Origin of the sequence: Sphingomonas echinoides ATCC 14820 (genome assembly GCF_000241465.1) — a bacterium.
GTDB lineage: Bacteria > Pseudomonadota > Alphaproteobacteria > Sphingomonadales > Sphingomonadaceae > Sphingomonas > Sphingomonas echinoides.
This window is the reverse complement of sequence record NZ_JH584235.1, coordinates 1,008,402-1,024,627: the sequence shown is the minus strand read 5'-3', so window position 1 is coordinate 1,024,627 and position 16,226 is coordinate 1,008,402. Positions and strand designations below refer to the sequence as shown.

General features: G+C 66.0%; 18 protein-coding genes. 7 read left to right on the top strand and 11 right to left on the bottom strand.

Features of this window, described 5'->3' with window-relative positions:
- Positions 1 to 35: 35 nt before the first annotated feature.
- Positions 36 to 296 carry a hypothetical protein gene (locus ON00_RS04820; protein WP_010403601.1) on the bottom strand — a complete coding sequence of 87 codons (261 nt, stop codon included), beginning with the start codon at positions 294 to 296 and terminating at the stop codon, positions 36 to 38.
- Between the two features lie 520 nt (positions 297 to 816).
- Here ON00_RS04820 and ON00_RS04815 point away from each other — a divergent pair.
- The 6 genes from ON00_RS04815 to ON00_RS04790 all read left to right on the top strand — a co-directional run bounded on the left by ON00_RS04815 (position 817) and on the right by ON00_RS04790 (position 7,196).
- Positions 817 to 1,635, top strand: coding sequence for a lectin OAA family protein (locus tag ON00_RS04815; RefSeq protein ID WP_010403600.1), 819 nt, complete (start codon positions 817 to 819; stop codon positions 1,633 to 1,635).
- A 226-nt stretch (positions 1,636 to 1,861) separates the two neighbouring features.
- On the top strand, positions 1,862 to 2,575 hold the full coding sequence (locus tag ON00_RS04810; protein ID WP_010403599.1) for a response regulator: 714 nt from the start codon (positions 1,862 to 1,864) through the stop codon (positions 2,573 to 2,575).
- Positions 2,572 to 3,876 carry an ATP-binding protein gene (locus tag ON00_RS04805; RefSeq protein ID WP_010403598.1) on the top strand — a complete coding sequence of 435 codons (1,305 nt, stop codon included), beginning with the start codon at positions 2,572 to 2,574 and terminating at the stop codon, positions 3,874 to 3,876. Before ON00_RS04810 ends, ON00_RS04805 begins: the two co-directional genes overlap by 4 nt.
- A 107-nt stretch (positions 3,877 to 3,983) precedes the next feature.
- Entirely contained in the window at positions 3,984 to 4,679 is a 696-nt protein-coding gene (locus ON00_RS04800) for a carbonic anhydrase (protein ID WP_010403597.1), read from the top strand.
- Entirely contained in the window at positions 4,676 to 6,193 is a 1,518-nt protein-coding gene (locus ON00_RS04795) for a SulP family inorganic anion transporter (RefSeq protein WP_010403596.1), read from the top strand. Before ON00_RS04800 ends, ON00_RS04795 begins: the two co-directional genes overlap by 4 nt.
- A 181-nt stretch (positions 6,194 to 6,374) precedes the next feature.
- Positions 6,375 to 7,196, top strand: a complete 822-nt coding sequence (locus ON00_RS04790) for a TorF family putative porin (protein WP_010403595.1) — start codon at positions 6,375 to 6,377, stop codon at positions 7,194 to 7,196.
- A gap of 47 nt (positions 7,197 to 7,243) precedes the next feature.
- On the opposite strand, the gene ON00_RS04785 is transcribed toward ON00_RS04790, so the two are convergent.
- Positions 7,244 to 7,942 (bottom strand): pirin family protein, encoded by a 699-nt coding sequence (locus ON00_RS04785; RefSeq protein ID WP_010403593.1) that lies wholly within the window; start codon positions 7,940 to 7,942, stop codon positions 7,244 to 7,246.
- A 127-nt stretch (positions 7,943 to 8,069) separates the two neighbouring features.
- Here ON00_RS04785 and ON00_RS04780 point away from each other — a divergent pair, with 127 nt between their 5' ends.
- On the top strand, positions 8,070 to 8,999 hold the full coding sequence (locus ON00_RS04780) for a LysR family transcriptional regulator (protein WP_010403592.1): 930 nt from the start codon (positions 8,070 to 8,072) through the stop codon (positions 8,997 to 8,999).
- Positions 9,000 to 9,006: 7 nt separating this feature from the next.
- On the opposite strand, the gene ON00_RS04775 is transcribed toward ON00_RS04780, so the two are convergent.
- The 9 genes from ON00_RS04775 to ON00_RS04735 form a co-directional block, all read right to left on the bottom strand.
- Positions 9,007 to 9,708, bottom strand: coding sequence for a YoaK family protein (locus ON00_RS04775; protein ID WP_010403590.1), 702 nt, complete (start codon positions 9,706 to 9,708; stop codon positions 9,007 to 9,009).
- A 12-nt stretch (positions 9,709 to 9,720) separates the two neighbouring features.
- Complete coding sequence (locus ON00_RS04770) at positions 9,721 to 11,115, bottom strand: alginate export family protein (protein WP_010403589.1); 1,395 nt, start codon at positions 11,113 to 11,115, stop codon at positions 9,721 to 9,723.
- A gap of 1 nt (position 11,116) precedes the next feature.
- Positions 11,117 to 11,533 carry a DoxX family protein gene (locus ON00_RS04765; protein WP_010403587.1) on the bottom strand — a complete coding sequence of 139 codons (417 nt, stop codon included), beginning with the start codon at positions 11,531 to 11,533 and terminating at the stop codon, positions 11,117 to 11,119.
- Positions 11,530 to 12,426, bottom strand: coding sequence for a hypothetical protein (locus ON00_RS04760; protein WP_010403585.1), 897 nt, complete (start codon positions 12,424 to 12,426; stop codon positions 11,530 to 11,532). The genes ON00_RS04765 and ON00_RS04760 overlap by 4 nt, the downstream gene beginning before the upstream one ends.
- Positions 12,427 to 12,449: 23 nt before the next feature.
- The gene (locus ON00_RS04755) at positions 12,450 to 14,384 is read right to left on the bottom strand and encodes an amidohydrolase (RefSeq protein WP_010403584.1); all 1,935 of its coding nucleotides are present in this window, start codon (positions 14,382 to 14,384) and stop codon (positions 12,450 to 12,452) included.
- Entirely contained in the window at positions 14,381 to 14,629 is a 249-nt protein-coding gene (locus tag ON00_RS04750; RefSeq protein ID WP_010403583.1) for a XapX domain-containing protein, read from the bottom strand. Before ON00_RS04750 ends, ON00_RS04755 begins: the two co-directional genes overlap by 4 nt.
- An 84-nt stretch (positions 14,630 to 14,713) precedes the next feature.
- On the bottom strand, positions 14,714 to 15,376 hold the full coding sequence (locus ON00_RS04745; RefSeq protein WP_010403580.1) for a hydrolase: 663 nt from the start codon (positions 15,374 to 15,376) through the stop codon (positions 14,714 to 14,716).
- A gap of 15 nt (positions 15,377 to 15,391) precedes the next feature.
- Positions 15,392 to 15,787, bottom strand: a complete 396-nt coding sequence (locus tag ON00_RS04740; protein ID WP_010403577.1) for an OsmC family protein — start codon at positions 15,785 to 15,787, stop codon at positions 15,392 to 15,394.
- 12 nt (positions 15,788 to 15,799) lie between these two features.
- Positions 15,800 to 16,072 (bottom strand): hypothetical protein, encoded by a 273-nt coding sequence (locus ON00_RS04735; RefSeq protein ID WP_010403576.1) that lies wholly within the window; start codon positions 16,070 to 16,072, stop codon positions 15,800 to 15,802.
- Between the last annotated feature and the right edge of the window lie 154 nt (positions 16,073 to 16,226).

The window sequence follows — 16,226 nt, the reverse complement described above, 5'->3', positions numbered from 1 at the left end:
TGGCAAACCGGGCGCACCATCGTCCACGCGCCGGTTTAAGACGGCGCGGTCCCGCGCTGTGGATCGCTGATGTGAATGTCGTCCTTCGCCCAGTCCGCGCGGGAGCGGCACGGGTCGGGCGGGGTGCCGGGATGCGGATGGGCGGGTGCCGGATCGGCGAAGACGCGGATGCAATAAACATCGCGCTCCGCTTTGTAGGTAACGCGGTAGGCTTCGGTGGTGGTGCGCCGGTCTGCTACGGCTTGCGGCGATGCGGCCACGGCGGCGAGTGCGATCAGGTGGGCGGTCAGGCTCATGGCAAGTCTCCAGACGGTCGGGCGGGGATTTGTCCCCGACCCCACCGCCTGCCATGCGAGAAGTGTGCCATATAAATAATACACCTAAATCTGCGATAATCGTGCCCCGGTGCGGTGGCGATGCACCGTCCATCTCACCGATCTTTGGGTTTCAGCACCAATGGGTGGAAGGAAATGCTGCCGACAATCCGCCTTAGTGGCGGTTGGGTCGATCGCACGGCTCGCGCCTTCAATCGATCACGACGATGACGCTCCTGATCGCGCAGTGGCCCTGTCACCGTTCGTTCATAGCGTAATAGGGCCAACAATAGGTCCGACAATAAACTTGAGTGAAAGACAAAAAAGGTGTAATAAAACCGGGCTTGAGCGACTCGATCTGTCATCAAGCCAGTCCGCTTCAAATATCGTATATTTGATATACCATGGCTATGGAAATGGCCGTGGCGATGTTGCGTGTAGTATAGAAATAAAACGGTAAACATCGTTTTTAAAACTGTAACGCTAGGAAAGGACGTCGACTATGACCGTCTACAATATCCAAAATCAATGGGGCGGCTCTTCCGCGCCGTGGCACGACGGTGGAGTGCTCAACATCGGCAACCGGCCAGATCAACTGCCGATCGCGCTCCATATTCAATCCGGCGATGGCGGACTGAGCTTCACCGGTACGATGACGTATCAGGGCGAGGGGCCAATCGGGCTGCGCGCCACGCGCGTCACCGAAAATTGTTACCATGCCGAAAACCAATGGGGTGGCAAAGACGCCCCCTGGCATGATGCGGGCCTGTTCCTGCTCGGTGCGCGCGATGGCCAGAATGCTGTCGCCTTCGATCTGACCTCGCATGACGGGCAGACCGTGACCGGCACGATGACCTATGCCGGCGAAGGCCCGATCGGGGTGAAGGGGACGAAATCCCCCGGTGTCGCTTTCGACGCCACCAATCAATGGGGTGGCAGCGGTGCGCCGTGGCACCAGGGTGGCCAGTGGGTGCTGGGTTGCCGCCCGGACCAGCCCGTGGTCGGTCTCGAAGTCTCCAGCCATGACAATGGCAAGACGCTGACGGGTACGATGACCTATAAGGGCGAAGGTCCGATCGGCTTCCGCGGCACGCGCACGATGGCCAACACCTATAGCGTGGTGAACCAATGGGGCGGCAATGACGCTCCCTGGCATCCGGGCGGTGAATGGGTGCTCGGCTGCCGTGGCAAGCAGGGCGTCGTCGCGATCAGCGCCAAGGGCGAGGGCAAGGGCCTGACCGGCACGATGATGTATGCCGGTGAAGGTCCGATCGGCCTGACGCTGGTGCCGAGCGTCGCGCACGTCCACGCGACCGCCTGACGCTACCCGCCGTCCCCCGGCGCAACCGGGGGACGGCGCTTTTCGGGCGGGGTGGTCCACGCTCGCGCTCGCGATCGTGGAAAGACGTGGCTGCTTCGTGACGAAATGTTGCTGGGGATCGCGGTGGGGTCGCTACGGCCGCCGTGTCCGTTGACGCTGCGCAAGCACGTCCTTACCGCAACGGACCCATGACCGTCCGCCATGCCCCTTTGCCGATCCGCTACCGATGACGACCGCCCCGACGATCGTATTGGTCGAGGATGACCCCGCGCTGCGCACGCTGACCACGCGGGCGCTGCAGGAACATGGCTATACCGTGCGCCCCGCCGCCTCGGCCCCGGAAATGTGGCTGGCGATGGAGGCGGGGCCGGTCGATCTGGTGCTGCTCGATATCATGCTGCCGGGCACTGACGGCATCGAGCTGTGCCGGCGGCTGCGGCAGAAGAGCAATGTGCCGATCATCTTCATCAGCGCGCGCGCGAGCGAGACCGACCGCGTCGTCGGGCTGGAACTGGGGGCGGATGATTATCTCGCCAAACCGTTCGGCACGCGCGAGCTGACCGCGCGCATCCGCGCCGTGCTGCGCCGGATCGACGCCGCGCGCGAAATGCCCGACCGCGAGGACGGCATCCGCCGCTTCGACGGCTGGACGGTCAGCTTGCCGCGGCGCGAATTGCAGGCGCCGAGCGGCGCGGTGGTCGATTTGACCGGGGCGGAGTTCGATCTGCTGGTCAGCTTGCTCGACCATGCCGGTCGCGTGATTGCGCGCGAACGGCTGATCGAACTGTCGCGCACGCGCATGGGCGACAGCACCGATCGCAGCGTCGACGTGCTGGTCAGCCGCTTGCGCCGCAAGCTGACGACCGAGGGCAGCGCCCCGCCGATCGTGACGGTGCGCGGCGTCGGCTATATGTTCAACACCACGGTCGAGCGTTCTTGAAGCGTCTGGTGCATCCCTCGCTCGGGCTGATCGGGCGGGTCGTGGCGATCCTGCTGCTGGCGATGCTGGTCGAATTCACGATGAACGCGGTGCTGTATGAGCGCGCCAGCCAGTTTTCGGTGCGCGACGATGTCGGGCGGCGGTTGGCCGAACATCTGGTGATCGCGCGGCGGCTGACGATGGACACGACGGTGCCCGACCGCCCGGCGATGGCGCGGCGGTTGTCGACGCCGCATTACACCATGGCGTGGAGCGCCACTGCGCCCGCGCCGACCGACCCCGCGCTCACGCAGATGCGCGCGCGCGTGCTCAGCTGGGAGCCGGTGCTGCGCTCGGGCGATTTGCGCCTGCATCTCGATACGATCGGCGAAGACTCCTATGTCGCAGGCGCGAGTGCGCTGCCCGATGGCAGTTGGCTGCATTTCCGCACGGTCGAGCCGATCGACAGCCTGGATGAATCGTACAGCCGCATCCTGATCGCCTTTGTGGTGGCGGGCGGCGTGATGGTGCTGGGCGGCGCGCTGATCGGGCGGACGCTGCGCCCGATGCGGCAATTGGCGGATGCGGCGGACCGCTTCGGCACCGCCGAGCCGCGCCCGCTGGTGGAGGAAGGGCCGGGCGAGGTGCGCCGCGTCATCACCGCCTTCAACCGGATGCAGGCGCGCATCCAGCAATTGATCGAGGATCGCACGCAGGCGCTGGCGGCGGTGGGGCATGATATCCGCACGCCACTGGCGCGGTTGCGCTTGCGCGCCGAGGGCGTGGGGCCGGCGCCGCTGCGCGACGAGATCCTGGAAGACGTGGCCGAGATGGACGCGATGGTCGCCTCGCTGCTGGCGTTTCTGGGGGGCGAGGATGACCCGGAAAAGCCCGTGCTGACCGATCTCGCGGTGGTCTGCGCGACGCTGGCCGACGATGCCGCCGATCATGGCCGCGAGGTCCATTATGTCGGCCCGTCGCATTTCGAGCACCGCTTCCGCCCGATGGGGATGAAGCGCGCGCTGATCAATCTGATCGACAATGGGCTGCATCACGGCTCGGTCGTGACGATCGTGCTGTCGAGCACCCCGGGCGAGGTGGTGCTGCGGATCGAAGACGACGGGCCGGGCATTCCGGAAGACGCGTTGCAGAGCGTGCTGGAGCCGTTCGTGCGGCTCGATACCGCGCGGCGGCGCGACACGTTGGGGCTGGGCCTGGGGCTGGCGATCGTGGTGCGGCTGGTCGATCTGGAGCGGGGCGTGTTGCGCCTCAGCAACCTGCCCGAAGGCGGGCTGCGCGCGGAAATCCGTTTGCCGCGCTGACCGGAAACGCTTCCTTACAAAAGTGCCGCGTTGCAGCAAAACGTACTTCGTATCTGATCCTGTGAAGCCCGCGCAGCCCCCGCGCGGTGCAAGCAGGAGCCAGGTTCATGAACGAGCTGATCGGTCGCGTCTTCGACTTTCAAAAGTCGGTCTTCCCCAATCAAAGCGCGCTCTACGCCAACCTCGCCGTCAACGGGCAGCGTCCCAAGGCGCTGATCGTGTCGTGCGCGGATTCGCGCGTCGTGCCCGAAGAAATCCTCCAGGCCGCCCCCGGCGACCTGTTCGTCTGCCGCAATGCCGGCAACATCGTCCCCCCGTTCAGCAACGCCAATGGCGGCGTCACCTCGACGGTCGAATATGCGGTGATGGCGCTGGGGGTGCGCGACATCATCGTCTGCGGCCATTCCGATTGCGGCGCGATGAAAGCGCTGATGAACCCGTCGTCGTTGGAAACCATGCCCAATGTCGCGGCGTGGTTGCGCCATAGCCACGCGGCGCATTCGGTGGTGAGCGATGCCTATCCCGATCTCGACGGGCATGATCAGGTGCGCGCGGCGGCGCTGGAAAACGTCGTGGTGCAAATCGCGCATCTGCGCACGCATCCGGCGGTCGCCTCGGGCATCGCGCGCGGGGAGCTGGCGCTGCATGGCTGGTTCTTCGACATTCACCAGGGTGCGGTGTTCGCGCTCGACGGCGGCACCGGGCGCTTCGAGCAGATCCGCGACGATCGCCCGATGCCGGTCGCCTTGCCCGCGCAGCAGCGCCTTGCCTCGGGCGTGTCCTATCTGGAGGCAGCCGAGTGAGCTTCGCCGGTTTCAAACTGCCAACGCTGGCGGTTGCCTCGCGCGATTTCACCGCGTCGATCGTCGTGTTTCTGGTGGCGATGCCCTTGTGTATGGGCATCGCCATCGCGTCGGGCGTGCCGCCTGAAAAGGGGCTGATCACCGGTATTATCGGCGGCATCGTCGTCGGTGCGCTTGCGGGTTCCCCCTTGCAGGTCAGCGGTCCCGCCGCTGGCCTGGCGGTCGTCGTGTTCGAATTGGTCCGCGACAAGGGCCTGTCGGCGCTGGGACCGATCCTGATTCTCGCCGGGCTGATCCAGCTGATCGCCGGCATCCTGAAGGTCGGCGGCTGGTTCCGTGCGATCTCGCCCGCGGTCGTCCACGGCATGCTCGCGGGCATCGGCGTGCTGATCGTCGTCGGTCAGTTCCACGTGCTGTTCGATGCGCGGCCCTTGCCGAGCGGCATCCAGAATCTGCTCGCCATACCCGGCCGCTTGCTTGGGCTGTCGGCAAGCAACGTCTCGGGCGTCGAACAGGCGTTCATGATCGGCCTGCTCACGATCGCGGCGATGCTGGGCTGGGAACGCTTCCGCCCGGCGGCCTTGCGCCAAGTGCCCGCTGCGCTCGTCGGCGTCATGGTCGGTACGCTGACGGCGTTCAGCCTCGGCCTGACGATCGACCGTGTCGATGTGCCGCAATCGATCGTCGCCGCCGTCGCGCTGCCTGCGCCGGACTTCCTGGCCCAGTGGATCGACCCTTCGATCATCGTCGCAGCGCTTGCCATCGCCTTCATCGCCAGCGCGGAGACGTTGCTGTCGGCGGCAGCGGTCGACCGCATGCACGATGGCGTGCGCACCGATTACAATAAGGAATTACGCGCGCAGGGCATCGGCAATTTGCTGTGCGGCGTGGCGGGTGCCTTGCCGATGACCGGCGTGATCGTGCGTAGCTCGGCCAACGTCCAGGCGGGCGCGACGACGCGGCTCTCGACGATGCTGCACGGCATCTGGATTCTGGGCTTCGTCGCCTTGCTGCCGTGGCTGCTGCGCGAAATCCCGATGGCGGCGCTGGGCGCGATCCTGGTGGTGACCGGCGTCCGGCTCGTCAGCCTCGCGCATGTCCGTCACCTGTTCCACAGCTATGGCGTATTGCCAGCGCTGATCTGGGCGGTGACGTTGGTCGTGGTGGTCGCGGAAGATTTGTTGACCGGCGTGCTGGTCGGCATTGCGCTTTCGCTGCTGGAACTGGTGCCGCATGTGCGTCGCCTGGGCCTGAAGGTCGAAATGCCCGATGAGACTGAAGGGCGCTGCATGGCGCTGGCGGGCAGCGCGACCTTCGTGACCTTGCCCAAATTGTCGGACACGCTGGATGCGCTGCCGATGGACGGGCCGACTTGCCTCGACGTGTCGCGGCTGACCAAGGTCGACCACACCTGCGCCGAACTGATGAAGGAATGGCTGGCGCGGCGTCGGGCGGCGGGCCATCCCGTCGAACTGACGGGTGCCTCGGGCGAACTGGCGGCAATGGCGGCCTGATCCGCCGCCAGCAACGCTTTGTTACAAAGCGGCAAGGGGCGTGCAGTGCCGTCCGGATACACAATGACTTCCCCGAACCGACCGCTCCCCATCGCACCCCCAATCGCGATGAGAGGAGCGGCGGACCGGGGCGCAGGCGGGAACCCAGTCAACGCATGATCTTTATCATGAAGGGGGTCCCATGAAACGTTACGTGCTCGCCACGCTCTTGTGCCTTACGCCGCTGCCCGCTTTTGCGCAGGATAGCGGCGGCGACACCGCGCCACCGCCACCGTTCAAGGTGTCGGGCAGTGTCGCGCTCGTCTCGGATTATCGCTTCCGGGGCGTCTCCCAATCGGACAAACAGATCGCGCTGCAGGGCGGCATCACCGTCACCCACGAAAGCGGGCTTTATGCCAGCACCTGGGCCTCCAACCTGGCCGGCTGGGGCACCTTTGGTGGTGCCAATCTCGAACTCGATCTGGTTGGCGGGTACAAGCACGCGCTCGGTGGCGGCACGATCGATGTCGGGTTGACCTGGTATATGTATCCCGGCGGTGCCGATCTGACCGATTTTGCCGAACCCTATGTCAAAGTGAGCGGCACGCTTGGTCCGGCAACCTTGCTGGCGGGTGTCGCCTATGCGCCCAAGCAAAAGGCGCTGGGCAATTTCTCCAACACCGCGGAAAGCCGCGGGCAATCCCAGGACAATCTCTATCTGTGGGGCGATGGCAGCGCGGGCATTCCGGGCACGCCCGTCACCGCCAAGGCGCATCTCGGCTATTCCAAGGGCAATCCGGGGCTGGGGCCGAATGGCACCAGCGTCGCGCCGACGGGGAGTTATTGGGATTGGCTGCTGGGGGTCGATTATGTGGTGGGGCCAGTGACGCTCGGCGTCGCTTATGTCGACACCGACATCAGCCGCGCCAAATCGGCCTATCTCCTTCCCAACTTCTCCTCGACCAAGAACGGATCGTCGATCGCGGGCAGCAAGGTGGTGTTCAGCATTTCCGCCGCCTTCTGACGACGGATTATGGCCGCCGGGGCAGGACCCCCGGCGGCCATCTTTCCTCAGGCGGCGTCGACCAGCACGATCTCGCTATCCTCGATCGCCGTCACCCGCAGCACCGCTTCATCGCGGATCGCCGCACCATCGCGGGCGTTGACGCGCACGCCGTCAATCTCGACCGCACCGGTGGCGGGAACGAGATAGCCGCGCCGATCCTTGCCGAGCGGATATTCGGCGGTCTCGCCCGCCTTCAGCGTGGCACCGACGACGCGGGCATCGGTGCGGATCGGCAACGCATCGCCATCCTCGGCAAAGCCGCTCGCCAGCACCACGAACTGACCGGCGCGATCGCCCTTGGGGAAGGGACGCGCGCCCCAGCCTGGCTTTTCGCCGCTGCGCGTCGGCTGGATCCAGATCTGGAAGATCTTGGTGGTGATGTCCTCCTTATTATATTCGGAATGGGTGATACCGGTGCCGGCACTCATCACCTGCACATCGCCCGCCTCGGTGCGGCCGAGATTGCCGAGATTGTCCTGATGCGTGATCGCGCCTTCGCGGACATAGGTGATGATCTCCATGTCGCGGTGCGGATGCGGCGGGAAGCCCGTTTGCGGTGCGATCGTGTCGTCATTCCACACCCGCAAATTGCCCCAATTGGTGCGCGCGGGATCATAATAATTGGCGAAGGAGAAATGGTGCTTGGCGTCGAGCCAGCCGTGATTGGCACCGCCGAGGCTGGCATAAGGGCGAAGGTCGATCATGGTGCAAACTCCTGTGCTGCGGAGGACTGGCAGGGTGCCGGTCCGTCCGTCGATGAGCGGGAGATAAGGCGTATCGACTTCGGTGTTCAGTCGGATAAAACGGGTCGAAACGTTCGAGAAAGTTGATATGCACAATCCCGGTACGCCAACCCTAGACCAGCTCCGCGTCTTCCTGGCGGTGGTCGACACCGGCAGCTTTGCCGCCGCCGGACGCAAGCTCAACCGCGCAGTGTCGGTGATCAGTTACGGCATCGCCAATCTCGAAGCGCAACTCGGCGTATTGCTGTTCGACCGCGAAGGCACGCGCAAGCCCAGGCTGACCGAGGCCGGGCGGGCGGTGCTGGCCGAGGTGCGCAGCGTGGCACAAGGCATCGACGGGCTACGCGCCAAGGTGAAGGGGCTGCTCGACGGGCTGGAGGCCGAGGTGCATCTCGCGGTCGACGTGATGCTGCCCGCGCAGCGGCTGGGCAAGGTGTTGCGCGCCTTCGCTGCCGCTTACCCCACGGTCACGCTGCGCTTGCATGTCGAGGCATTGGGGGCAGTGGTCGCTTTGGTGCAGGACGGGGAAGCGGTGGTCGGCATCTCCGGGCCGCTGGCGACGGGGCGCGTGGGAATCGAATCGGTGACGGCGGGATCGGTGCAGATGGTGCCGGTGGCCGCGCCCGACCATCCGCTTGCGAAGATGACGCCGATCCCGCCCGGTGCCGGGCGCGATTTCGTGCAACTCGTGCTCACCGATCGCTCGCCTTTGACCGAGGGGCGCGACTTTGCGGTGATGAGCCCGCGTACCTGGCGGCTGGCCGATCTGGGGGCCAAGCACGAATTGCTGCGCGAGGGGATTGGCTGGGGCAATATGCCGCTGCCGCTGATCGCGGGCGATCTGGTGGCGGGCACGCTGGTGCGGCTGGCCATGCCCGAACAGCCGGGGGGGATCTATCGCTTCTCCGGCATCTGGCGGCGCGACGTGCCGCCCGGCCCGGCGGCATCCTGGCTGCTTGACCAGTTCGTCGCGCAGGGCCGCGAGGATGCGGAGGTTCCAGGCGTTCCCGATGTGTGAGAACCGGTTAACCCGCCAGCGGTCGCGTCGCATCGGGATGCAGGGTGCAGGCGATCGTCCCGCCCAGGATCAGTGCCCCCGCCACCGCCAGCGGAACCGCGAGGCCGAAGCGAACCAGCACCGCGCCGAGCGCTGCGCCGAGCAAGATCGCCACCACCGCCGCGATCCGCCGCGCCCAATTGGGGTTGCTGCCGCCCGCGAGTGTCGAATCGGCGGCGAGGCCGGTGATCGTCAGCGTCAGCACTGTAGTTGTCAGGTCGGGCACCTTCAACTGCCGGATCGTGGCGTTGCGATAGCCCATCGCCACCGCCGTGAGCGCGATGATCGCGAACAGCGTCCATTCGGGCGTGAGCGCCGCCGGATCGAAGCCGATCGCGAGGATCGCGGCGGCCCACAATAACACGGCCTCGATCAGCGCCGACCACAGCAGCCAGTGGCGCAGCGGGCGGTTGGTATGGAAACGTCCCGTTCGCCCGGCGACGAACGCGCCCAGCATGAAGGTGGCGATCGCGATGACATAGGGCGCGATGGTGAAGCCCGGCGTCCCAACCGCGGCAAAGCCGAGAAATACGATGTTCCCGGTCATGTTGGCGGTGAACACCTTGCCCAGGCCAAGCACGCTGGTCGCATCGACCAGCCCGGTGGTGACCGAGAGCAGCAGCAATAGCGGCGGCAACAGGGCGGGTTGGGGAGGCGTCGGGGTGGCCATTGTCATCATCCTTCAGAAACGGAAGTCGCTTTCAAGACCCAGCATCGTGATCGTCCGCGCGGGGCCGGTCTCGCGGATGAAATTGCCCGGCGCGAAAGCGGAGAGCGAGGCCGAAAAGCTGAGTTCGCGCGTCGCTTGCCAGGCGAGGGTCGCCTCGATCTCCTTACCGATGAAGCGCGCGCGCGACGCACCGGGCGCGCGGATCAGGTGGCCGGGGATGTCATACACCCCATCCGCCAGCGACGCGCGCCAATAGGCCATGCCGGCAAGGCTGGCGGTGACGCCCTTGCCCAGTGTTCCCGACAGCTGCGGGTTGAGGTTGATGAGATTGTAGGGGCCGACCGGCGACAGCTCGCCGAAATATTTGCCCTTGGGGAAGAGCGCGTTGAAGGTGCCGAGGTGGTGGTCGCCCGCTTTGCCGTCACCACTCGCATAATCGAGGCGCAGTTGCACATCGGGCGCGAAGCGGACCTTGGGGAAATGCCGTCCGACTTCGCTGCCGAGCGTCCACGCGCCGATCGACCCGCCTGCGAAGCGGCCGAATTGCGCGATGCCCTCGACATTCCAATGCCAGGTGGTGACATCACCGAACCAGCGCGCGCCGACGCTGTGGCGCAGTTCGCGCGCCTTCACGCCGCCGAAGCTTGCCTGTGTGTTGCGATAGCCGAGATAATAGAGATCGACCCCGCTGCGCGCGCGCTTGATCGCGCCATAAGCCCCCCACAGCGTGCGGGTGCGCGAGCGGCGATCGTCGAAGCTGCCGAACCCCGGTTCGACCGGACGCACCGCAATCAGGCTGAGCGTCGCGCCGCCGAGCGAGGCGAGTCCGCGAAACCCATCAAAGGCGAGCGGGACATTGGGGCCATAGCGCGTGCCGACCAGCCGCTCGGTGCCGAGCGACAGCATCTGCCGCCCGGCGCGTAGTGTGAGGCCGGTCGCATCCTGCTCGCCGGTATGCGCCTCGCCCAGCCGCACATCGACAAAGCCCTGCAACAGATCAACGCGGGTCTGGTCGATCGGCGAATTGCTGGGGCGCACGCCGATCGCATAGGCCGCGATCGGCTCGACAAAGGCGCGGACGCGGCCGACATGCAGATCGGCATAGGGCATGGCGCGCAGCCACAGATAGCCGTCATTGGGGGCCGCGCCGCCGCCCCACAGACTGTTGTGATACTTTTCGTTGCGCAGCCGCAGTTCGAGTCCGGTCGAAACATAGCTGTCGGTGCCGATCGGGATGTAGTTGAACGGCTCGGTCCAATGCCCGGTGCGTTGGGTGGGGTCGGCGAGCGTCGACCAGTCCTCGTCATAGCGCGTTGTCGTCAGCGTCGGCGGTTTCCAGGCGTCGCTCGATTGCGCCACGGCTGGGCTGGCGGTGACGAGCATTGCCAGAAGAACCGCGCGGCGCACCTCAGCGCCTTCGCGCCGCGACCATTGCCACCATCACGAACGCGGCGACGAGACCCAGATGTTCGAAAAAGTCGTTGGTCGCGATGAAGCGCGCTTGCCCCTGCATCGCCCAGAACGGGCTGGCGATGAAGGCGGTAAGCAAGGTGAACACGCCCAGCGCCCCGGCTGCGAGCCAGACGAAGCGTCCCCACAGGATCAGCACCGATCCGACCAGTTCGACCAGCAGCGTCAGCGCCGCGGTCAGTTCTGGCGGATGCACCCCAAAATGCACTTGCTCCGCCACCGCCGAGGGCCAGTCCCCCAGCTTGGCCACGCCGCCGATGAGATAGGCGCTGAGCAACGCCAGCCGCACGACGAACCAGGTCGGTGGCCAATCGAGAATCGCGCTGACGAAGCGCGGGGTTTCGTGCCCGGTCACGGCGCGACCGGGCCGTGAATCTCGGCGATATAGCCGCCGGGGAAGCGCACGATCGCCGATTGGCGATCGGCTTCGGCATGCGCCGGGACCAGCGTCTCGACGCCCGCCGCCTGCGCCTTGGCGAGCGTGGCGGGAAGGTCGGTGACGGCATAGCCGGTCATGTCGCGGCCATAGGGCCAGGGCAATTGGCCGTTGGAGACCATCACCGTCATGGCACCATAGCCCGAGGTCAGGCGAATGCGGCGATAGGCGGTGCCCGGCTGGCCGATCTCGACGCCGGGCGCGGCCTTGTCATCGGACACCGTCCGCGCGTGCGCGAAGCGGGTCCAGCTTTTGACGAAGGCATCGGCACGGTCGGCGGTCAGATAGACGCGGTTTTCGGGCACGGTCACCAGCGTGGGGTAATCGGGCTTGGTGGTGTGCCAATAGAGCTGCATGTTGACCCCGCCCGGCCATTGCACGACGGCATCGCGCCCGATCGGGTCGGGGAAGGTGGTGATCAGCCGCGCCGCGCCCGCTGCCACCGCCGCATCGACCGCCGCATCCATGTCGCTGACCAGATAGCCGTTGCGCTCGACCCCGAACGGGTAGGGGATGGGCGTGGTGAAGCCGAACACCGACACCGAGCCCGCCTGGGTCAGCACCAGTTGCGACCAGGTCTTGCTCGTCGTCGGGGTAACCTGAAACGCGCCCTTCTTGGTCGTGGTGCCGCCGAAGGTCGCGATCAGGCTGGTGACGAAGCGGTCGAAATCCTCGGGTGCGACATAGACGTGCGTGGTGTCACATTGCGGGCCGACGGCATAATCGGCGGTGACGGCTTCGCGCGCCAGCGCAGGGGCGATCGGGGCGGTGCCGAGCATCAGCGCGGCGAGGAAGAGCGGCAGGCGTTTCATGGCGTTTCTCCGTGGCGAAAGCATCAGACGGCCCAGCAGCCGCAGCCGAACGAACCCCAGAAAGTCTGGACGTCGGCGGTGGGGGTGCTGGTGGCGAGGGCTGCGGCATGGTCATGGCCGTGGACCGCGCAGCCGCTTGCGCAGCCACAGGCGCTGGCGAGCTTGGCGGCGGCGTCGGGGGTGCGGTGATAGCCGCCAAAGGTCGCGACCGGGGACCAATCGGGCATCGGCCTGGGCAAGGCCGGCGCGAGCGGCGCATAGTCGCCCTCGCCATGGACCACCGCGCCGCCCAGCACCGTCAGCACCGATCGCAAATGCGGGATCTCGCTTTCGGCCACGCTGAAATAATCGGCGGACAGCACCGCGAGATCGGCGAGCTGGCCGATCTTGATCTGCCCCTTCTTGCCGACTTCGTTCGAGAACCAGGTGTTTTCATGCGTCCACAGCCGCAGCGCCTTTTCGCGGCTCAGGCGGTTGACGCCGGGATAGAGGCCGAGGCCGCCGACGGTCTTGCCCGTCACCAGCCAGTTGAGCGACACCCAGGGGTTATAGCTGGCGACGCGCGTTGCATCGGTGCCCGCGCCGACCGGCAAGCCCGCCGCCATCATCCTGGCTATTGGCGGGGTGCGCTCGGCGGCCTTTGCGCCATAGCGTTCGACGAAATATTCGCCCTGATACGCCATGCGATGCTGGATCGCGATGCCGCCGCCGAGCGCGGCGATGCGGTCGATATTGCGGTCGCTGATCGTCTCGCAATGGTCGAAGTACCAGTTGATCCCGGTGAAAGGAATGTCGCGCGCGACCTTCTCATACACATCGAGCGCACGGCCGATCGTCTGGTCATACGTGGCGTGCAGCCGCCACGGCCATTTGTGCTCGGCGAGCAAGCGGATGACGGGTTCGAGGTCGCTTTCCATGCTGGGCGGCATGTCGGGGCGCTCGACGCGGAAATCCTCGAAATCGGCGGCGGAATAGACCAGCATCTCGCCCGCGCCATTGTGGCGATAGTTGTCGTCGCCCTGGCCGGGCGTCACCTGCTTCACCCAGCCGCTGAAATCGGCGAGTTCGTCCTTGGGCTTCTGCGTGAACAGATTGTAGCTGATGCGCACGGTTAGTTGGTCTTGGGCGTGCAATTGCCCGATGATCGCATAATCATCGGGATAGTTCTGGAAGCCGCCGCCGGCATCGATCACGCCGGTGACGCCAAGGCTGTTCATCTCGCGCATGAAGTGGCGCGTGGAATTGAGCTGATAGTCGGGGGGCAGCTTCGGCCCCTTGGCGAGGGTGGAATAGAGGATCGTCGCATTGGGCTGCGCCAGCAACAGGCCGGTCGGGTTGCCCGCGGCATCGCGCACGATCTCTCCGCCCGGCGGATTGGGCGTGTCCTTGGTATAGCCGACGACGCGCAAGGCGGCGGCGTTGAGCAGCGCGCGATCGTACAGATGCAGGATGAACACCGGCGTATCGGGCGCGATCGCGTTCAGTTCGGCGATCGTCGGCAAACGCTTTTCGGCGAATTGATGCTCGGTAAAGCCACCGACCACGCGCACCCATTGCGGGGCAGGGGTGACGTCGACCTGGCGCTTGAGCATGGCGAGCGCGTCGGCAAGGCTCGGCACGCCATCCCAGCGCAGCTCCATGTTATAGTTCAGCCCGCCGCGGATGATGTGCATGTGGCTGTCGATCAGGCCGGGGATGATGCGGCGGCCCTTGGCATCGATCACGCTCGCGTGCGGGGCGGCGGCGCGCACCTCGGCCTCGCTGCCGACCGCGAGGAAGCGCCCGTCGCGGATCGCGATCGCCTGCGCCTCGGGGTTGGCGCGGTCGAGCGTCGTCACCTTGGCGTTGACGAGGATGAGGTCGGTGGCGGGCATGGGCGAAATCCTTGCGAAAAGCGGGGCGGCCAAGGTGCCGATCGCCGCCCCGGCGATCGTCTGGCGGCGGGTGATGCCGCTCATGCGTCCTTGTCGAGGTGATCGCCGGGCAGGCGGCCAAAGACATGTTCGGCCGCTTCGGCGCGCAGGAAGGCAACCGCTTCGCCCGAACTGACGCGCTTGACGAGCGGGACCATTTGTTCGCCGACAAGGATGCCAAGCAGCCCGACCAAGGCGATGGCGGGCGGTGCGGGCGAGCGCACCCCGAGCAGGCTGTAGATCAGCCCAACCAGCAAGCCGACGGCGAGCGAGATGAGATATGGCTTCATTTGGGTCACTTCCTGCTGGAGCGGTAGAGCGTGCAGCACCGGGGCGGGCGGGGGGCTGGAAACGCCCGCCCCGACGCGCCCTCCTCAGCCGTGCTGGCCTTCGGAAGCCCCGAACATGGTTTTGGCGTAGGTGACGCCGAGGCCGTAAGCGCCGCCCCATTTGCGGGCGATGCCAGTGGTGGCAGCGTAGGTTTCGCTGCGCGCCCAATCGCGCTGCAGCTCGAGCAGATATTGCAGCGCCGTCATCGGCTTGGCGCCAAGCTGGACCATCCGCTGCACCGCGCGCTCATGCGCTTCGGGCGAGATGTCGCCGCAGGCATCTGCGATGAAATAGGCGTCGAACCCCTGGTCGATCGCCGAGGCCACGGGGCCGACGATGCAGACGCTGGTCCACAGCCCGGCGAAGACGATCCGCGTCTTGCCGATGCGGTTGATCTCCGCGATCACGGCGGCGTCTTCCCACGTGTTCATGCTGGTGCGATCGAGCATCGCCTGGCCGGGAAAGGCTTCCTTGATCTCATCGAACATCGGGCCGGAGAAGCTCTTCTCGGCGACCGTGGTGAGGATGGTCGGCACGTCGAACGCTTTGGCCGCCTGGCTGATCAGCGCGGCATTGTTGCGCAGCACTTCCGCCGCGATCGATTTGGTGGCGAAGGCCATTTGCGACTGGAAATCGATCAGCACGAGCGTGTGGTCGGTCGGCGAAATCAGCGATTTTCCGGGAGTGGCGGTGGCGGTGATCGTCATGGGGCGGTGCCTTTCTTACAATGCTGTGGTGGAAAGCGTGGTGTGGATGGCGATGCCGCTTTTCAGCGTCAGCGTGACGGGGGTGCGCTCGGCAATCTCGGCCAGGCGGGCCTGGGCGGCGGCATCGGGACCGACGATCGTCAGCACCCGTTCGATGCGGTTGCCATCGGCGCTGCCGACCAGGCGGAGTGCCACGTCGAGCGTCTCGATCGACCAGCCCTTGCGGTCGGCATACAGGCGCAACGTGATCGCGGTGCACGCCCCCAAGGCCGACAGCAGCAGATCATATGGCGCGGGGCCAGCGTCCGCGCCGCCACGGCTGGCGGGTTCATCCGCAATCAGCGTGTGATGGCCGGTGGTGATTTCGGTCCGGTAGAAAGCGGTGCCGATCCGGGCGGTGGCGGTGGCCATGCGACGATCCTTTCAGAGCGACAGCAGCGCGATCGCGTCGATCTGCGCCGGATTGAAGCCATGCGAGGTCAGGCCATCGGCCAAATCGCGCGCGGGGGCGCGGCGGCGGCGTGTCGTGCAGACGAAGCGGCGGACCGCCTCGCGGCGCGGATCGGGTGCGATCTCGGCGTCGCGCTTGCGGAAGAAGTGCGGCGCGCACCCGCAGGCATCGGCCTCGCGCAGCGCATTTGCGACGGCGGACCATTCACGAGCGTTGAGGACGGGCGGTGGGAATTGGGATGACATCGGAACCTCCTGTTGCGACCCGGCAAGAGATGACGAATTCGGCCTGTCGAAGGTAGCTGCATAAAATCGGTCGGAACGTTCCAAATTGTTGAATAGCGTTCTCATGGAGTTGTTATACCCGCATGGGCGGGAGCCGTCTTGGATCGGCGTGATG

Bases quoted from the DNA above. Each gene is read 5' to 3' on its own strand.
- ON00_RS04820 (WP_010403601.1), bottom strand. From the start codon at position 296: ATGAGCCTGACCGCCCACCTGATCGCACTCGCCGCCGTGGCCGCATCG.
- ON00_RS04815 (WP_010403600.1), top strand. From the start codon at position 817: ATGACCGTCTACAATATCCAAAATCAATGGGGCGGCTCTTCCGCGCCG.
- ON00_RS04810 (WP_010403599.1), top strand. From the start codon at position 1,862: ATGACGACCGCCCCGACGATCGTATTGGTCGAGGATGACCCCGCGCTG.
- ON00_RS04800 (WP_010403597.1), top strand. From the start codon at position 3,984: ATGAACGAGCTGATCGGTCGCGTCTTCGACTTTCAAAAGTCGGTCTTC.
- ON00_RS04790 (WP_010403595.1), top strand. From the start codon at position 6,375: ATGAAACGTTACGTGCTCGCCACGCTCTTGTGCCTTACGCCGCTGCCC.
- ON00_RS04785 (WP_010403593.1), bottom strand. From the start codon at position 7,942: ATGATCGACCTTCGCCCTTATGCCAGCCTCGGCGGTGCCAATCACGGC.
- ON00_RS04780 (WP_010403592.1), top strand. From the start codon at position 8,070: ATGCACAATCCCGGTACGCCAACCCTAGACCAGCTCCGCGTCTTCCTG.
- ON00_RS04775 (WP_010403590.1), bottom strand. From the start codon at position 9,708: ATGGCCACCCCGACGCCTCCCCAACCCGCCCTGTTGCCGCCGCTATTG.
- ON00_RS04760 (WP_010403585.1), bottom strand. From the start codon at position 12,426: ATGAAACGCCTGCCGCTCTTCCTCGCCGCGCTGATGCTCGGCACCGCC.
- ON00_RS04755 (WP_010403584.1), bottom strand. From the start codon at position 14,384: ATGAGCGGCATCACCCGCCGCCAGACGATCGCCGGGGCGGCGATCGGC.
- ON00_RS04750 (WP_010403583.1), bottom strand. From the start codon at position 14,629: ATGAAGCCATATCTCATCTCGCTCGCCGTCGGCTTGCTGGTTGGGCTG.
- ON00_RS04745 (WP_010403580.1), bottom strand. From the start codon at position 15,376: ATGACGATCACCGCCACCGCCACTCCCGGAAAATCGCTGATTTCGCCG.
- ON00_RS04740 (WP_010403577.1), bottom strand. From the start codon at position 15,787: ATGGCCACCGCCACCGCCCGGATCGGCACCGCTTTCTACCGGACCGAA.
- ON00_RS04735 (WP_010403576.1), bottom strand. From the start codon at position 16,072: ATGTCATCCCAATTCCCACCGCCCGTCCTCAACGCTCGTGAATGGTCC.